Origin of the sequence: Flectobacillus sp. (assembly GCF_049240685.1) — a bacterium.
Lineage (GTDB): Bacteria > Bacteroidota > Bacteroidia > Cytophagales > Spirosomataceae > Flectobacillus.
The window spans coordinates 1-5,044 of record NZ_JBMLSD010000464.1 but is presented as its reverse complement, the minus strand read 5'-3'; the positions used below and the strand labels follow the sequence as shown (position 1 = coordinate 5,044).

The following is a 5,044-nucleotide window of genomic DNA, read 5'->3' as shown; positions in this document are numbered from 1 at the left end:
TGCCTGTTGCCTAGTGCCTGTAATCTTGTACCTGTAATCTAGTGCCTAAAAAAAACTTAAAACTAATTTTGCCTACTTACCTTGATTATGAGTTTTAATTAGTTTTTAAGAAAATAATAACATTCCACTAAGCATCACTTTGAAGAAAAGATACTTCTCTTTAAAGTGATGTTTTGCTATAATTGGTACAACCAGTTACTAAGTTTTGCTATAAATTTGAGACTAATCAATGTTTGGTTAAATTTCTGTATTTCAGATAGTTGTATGATTTTTTAGAGTTATGTAAATCTTGGATATATACAAGTATGGATAAATTAATCAGAAATAAGATATTTCTTTGCAACATTTTTAAGTAGTACTGTCGTTAAGTTAAATAGCTTAACAAAGAGAAAATAGATTTCGAGAAAGCCTCTGTAGAGTTTGGAAGGAATATAACTGTAATTAGATTTATGTTTTTCTTAAAAAAAGTATTTTGTATCTCAATAATGCTATTGGGATTTGTGAGTATCAGCTTAGGGCAATTTTCTATAACCTTCCCACTTAATCGTGCGGTATTTCAGCGTAATAATGCAGGAATTGCAACAATTACGGTTACAGGTATTTATCAGCAACAAGTTGATAGAATCGAAGCAAGATTAATTGCAATTAACGCAGGACAAGGAAACCCTGGAGAATGGAGTGATTGGAAGACTTTGAAGGATTTTCCTACCAATGGGAATTTTTCTAGTTCAATGACCATAAATCAGGGCTGGTATAGACTAGAAATAAGAGGAATACTCAATAATGCGGTAGTTGGGAATATTGCTACTGTAGAACGATTTGGTGTTGGCGAGGTATTTGTTATAGCAGGGCAGTCAAATGCCGAAGGTCTTTTTAACATGGGTCAACAAGGCGCTCAGGACGACCGCGTAAACACATTTGGTACTCCCAACGATCAAACTAATGGAGGTACTAGCTACGCTACCCTAAGCCCTTTTACCCAATTATCATCAGATACCTACTTAGCACCTCGTGGAAAAGGAGCTTATTGTTGGGGAAAATTAGGAGATTTGTTGGCTGCTAAGCTCAATGTCCCTATCCTTTTTCTAAATGCAGGATTTAATGGTACTTCTATCGATTCTTGGTTTGTCACTTCTATTGGTGGCAGCGCTTACAATATTTATCTAGGAGGATACTATCCCAACCGATTGCCGTATAGTGCCTTAGAGTCGGTGTTACAATATTTTGTTCCATTGTTGGGAGCTAGGTCTATCTTGTGGTGTCAAGGTGAAACAGATAATGTCCCGTTCAAAACCTCTCAATTTGATTACACCGCCAAACTTCAAGTGATTATTTCAAAAACAAGAGAACAACTTGGAAAAAATATAGCTTGGGTTATTTCTCAAACATCGGCTAGTGTTGCCGCCAACAACTGTTCTTCGTCAACTGTATCCGAATCATGGGAGCCTGTACTGGCAGCACAGCGAGCAGTGGCAAGTACAATGACCAACGCTTTTTTAGGCCCATATACTGATAATATTCAAAACCCAGGTCGTTCGGATTGTTTACACTTTCATGGCGATGGCTTGGTGCAGTTAGGACAAGCTTGGAATAATTCTCTTAACGATAGCTTTTTTCAGAATTCAGAACCGCAATTGCCAACCCTACAGCCTCAATTGACTTTTGCCTGTGGTAATAATACTTTAGATGTAACAATGCCATCAGGATACAGCCAATACCAATGGTCGAGTAGTGTCAACTTCGAAAGTGCTATTTTTTCTACTCAGCAAAAAGTGACTCTCTCTAATGGTACGTATTATGCTCGAGCATTTGATAGTCGTGGCAATGTGACTCAGTTTTCACCTATCTTAGTGAGAACTACGAGTCCTCAGACGGTCACTACCAATCCTTCTGGTACGGTTGGGGTATGTCAAAATGATGGTTTAACAATTTCGGCCTCGAATGGAGTTGTATTTCGTTGGAGTAACGGAGCTACAGGGCAAAGTACTCTCATAAATAGTGCAGGAACTTTCACAGTGAGTGCCTTAGACAATAGCGGTTGCTTAACGCAGTCAGCACCGGTGACTACTTTTATCAAAGCATCGCCAGCACAGCCAACCATTAGTGCCAATAGTGCTTTAGAGTTTTGTGCGGATTCGCAAGTAACGTTGACTTCCTCTGGTCAAAACCTTTCATATCGTTGGTCTACAGGGGCTACTTCTGCAGCGATTTCTGTCAATCAATCGGGCTCTTATACTGTTCAAACAATTAATTCGGAAGGGTGTTCATCCTTTGCGTCCAATGCGGTTGTAGTAAAAGTAAATCCATTACCAGCAACACCTAATATAGTTCCTAATGGCCCAACCACTTTTTGCTCTGATACAAGTGTAGATTTGATTTCATCTAATATTGGAGCTGTTAGCTACAAATGGAATACAGGCACAACCACACGAACACTTAACGTGCGCCAAAGTGGAAATTATACTGTTCAAACGATTGATTCGAAGGGCTGTGTTTCCTTAAGCTCTTCACCCTTGACTATTAAGGTTAATCAAATTCCGGCTACTCCAGCGGTATCTTGGAGCAAGGATACCGTATTTTGTGATGGAGATAATACGGTTTTACAGATGGCTCTTGCAAATGGAAACTACCCTACTTGGGTTGCTGTTCAAGATGGAAAAACTAACCAATATCTTGTTCAAAACCTCAATGTTACTATATCTGGAGCATTTAGAGCTTTTCAAACTGATAACAATAATTGTAATTCGGCGCCTTCTGCTGTGATAAATGTAGCTGTAAAACCTACTCCTGCAAAAGTATCAGTTGATGAAATTGTGCGTTATAGCCCCTATTCAATAGGCGTTGCTAATCCTCAAACAGAACAATATATTTGGACTTGGAATGGTACGCAATTGGAGGGTTCGACAAGCCAGATAAAGTTGAGCGACTCTGGCGATATTCAAGTTACTGCGAAAAAATTGTATTCGACCCAAAGCTATGGGACAAAATTCTGTCTTTCGCCAATTTCTGATAGAAAGAATATTCAATTATATGAGGATGGTGGTTTTGCGGTGTATCCCAACCCAAGCAATGGCGCATTTACATTAGATACCCGTTACCCTTGGGCAAACCTCAAAGTAGAGGTGTACACTAACCGTGGTTCGCTGGTATATGCCTCTGATATAGCTACTTTCGAAACAAAGAAAGACATCAACCTAACCCAGTTGCCAGATGGCCCCTATCTGATAAGAATCAGAAATGAGAACTTTACGGCAACCAAGCATGTGCAAATTAATCGTTAGTTATAGTCAGGATTGGAGAGGAAGTATTTTTACTATAGTGTTTAAAATCAGTTATCTCGAATTTTAAGAGTAGAAATACCATCTCATGTTTTTATCAAAAAAGCGGTCGGAAATCATTTTTCGACCGCTTTTTTGATAAAACAATATTAAAGATTAAGTAGTCGGAAAGATTAAATTAAGCGTATAACGGAGGCAAAATTTGACTAAAACCTTTTGATTATGAAAATCTTCAAATAACTGAAATACTGTTAACTAATAACCTTTTCCTATTTACTAGGTTTAAGATACAATTATGGCGTTGTGTCTCTATAAGTAAAATTCTGAAGCGAAATAATCCTCAATTTTAATGTAAGAATTATTAAAACACCCATCTGACAGATATCCTCTGTCCATCAAAAGCGATTTGGTTGAGAAGCTTGTTATGCTTTAAACCATGTTTATGATGCACTAAATACATCATACCATCAAATAAAAACAAGAATCCACCTTGTAGAATCAGTGATTGTCCATATCCCCTTAGCATTTCAGATGAGCTAGAGCTCGTAGAGCTTTTATTCAGTAAATAGGCTCCAGTACCCATATAAACCAAATCAAGACCCGTGTTAATCAGAAATAGCTTCTCAATTTTTTTTTGTGAAATCCTATTTGCTTCCCAATTGTCAGGCAAGTGTTGACGTTGTTTGTTTGCCTGTAAAGTACTAAAAGCTACCAAACCTCCATTTACGATATTCCAATAAATATTCATTTGATGAAAATGCTTGGTGCTGCCCTGAGTTTGGCCAGTAGCTATCCCGCTTCCGATAAAATTCGCCGCAGCCCATCCTCCCAATACTTTCATGCCGTCTTGGTTAATCTGAATCTGCTCCTTGTAAAACAAATTAGGGTCTGTTGTTTGGGCAAAACAACCAGACCCTAATAAGATACCCACTAATATCGTAAGATTTTTTAGCATAAGTAAAAGATATGAATGTGAATGAATAGTAGTTGATTTTTTACAAGTACCATCCATTACATCTAAACTAAGCTAGTGATGCTAATGTTTCTTTTACATTGGCAAAATTTGGTACATCTCCAGCACTTTCTAATACTTCAGCATATTGAATTGTACCTTCTGCATCAATTACAAAAGCAGAACGTTTTGAAACGCCTTTGGTACCGAAGGCAAATGTATCATAAATACTTTCGTAGGCTGAAGATACCTCTTTGTTGAAGTCAGAAAGTAAATGGAACGGCAGACTTTGTTCTTCTTTGAATTTACCTAAAGTAAATAGTGAGTCAACCGAAACTGCCAAAATCTCTGCATTGAGACTTGCATAAGTAGCGATATTATCTCGCATTTCGCACAATTCTGTTGTACAAACACTAGTAAATGCAAATGGGAAAAACAATAATACTACGTTTTTGCCTTGAAAGTCTGCTAATGAAACTTCTGCTTTTTCTGTATTGTAAAGTGTAAATGCAGGAGCTTTGTCGCCTTTTTGTAATGCCATTTTGAAAATTGTTTTAACGGTGAAATCAAGAGAACTTGACTTTATAAAATAACTAAGTGATTGCAAAAAAGTTTTATCAAAAGTAATTACTCAAAATTAAATTTAAGTGCTTGGCTTTAGGGTATAAGCCGTAGGCCCTAGGCAAAAGGTCTTTATCATTTCATAAAAAACGCCTTTTTTTTGCTTACAGCTTGATGCCTATTGCCTGAAAAATTAAATTTAAGATTGTGCTTTAAGCTTTCAGGTATCGGCTTTCGGCGGTGGGCTATGGGA

3 protein-coding genes are annotated in these 5,044 nt (G+C 37.5%); 1 reads left to right on the top strand and 2 read right to left on the bottom strand.

The genetic code is table 11. The annotated features are described in order from the left end of the window. Positions 1 to 449 precede the first annotated feature (449 nt). Positions 450 to 3,281: a T9SS type A sorting domain-containing protein gene (locus tag ACOVQ4_RS21425; RefSeq protein WP_421822639.1), complete on the top strand. Its 2,832-nt coding sequence runs from the start codon at positions 450 to 452 to the stop codon at positions 3,279 to 3,281. Between the two features lie 358 nt (positions 3,282 to 3,639). Here ACOVQ4_RS21425 and ACOVQ4_RS21420 read toward each other — a convergent pair whose 3' ends face one another. Next, complete coding sequence (locus tag ACOVQ4_RS21420; protein ID WP_421822638.1) at positions 3,640 to 4,233, bottom strand: DUF6992 family protein; 594 nt, start codon at positions 4,231 to 4,233, stop codon at positions 3,640 to 3,642. Positions 4,234 to 4,300: 67 nt separating this feature from the next. Next, the gene (locus ACOVQ4_RS21415; RefSeq protein WP_421822637.1) at positions 4,301 to 4,771 is read right to left on the bottom strand and encodes a redoxin domain-containing protein; all 471 of its coding nucleotides are present in this window, start codon (positions 4,769 to 4,771) and stop codon (positions 4,301 to 4,303) included. Positions 4,772 to 5,044 lie beyond the last annotated feature (273 nt).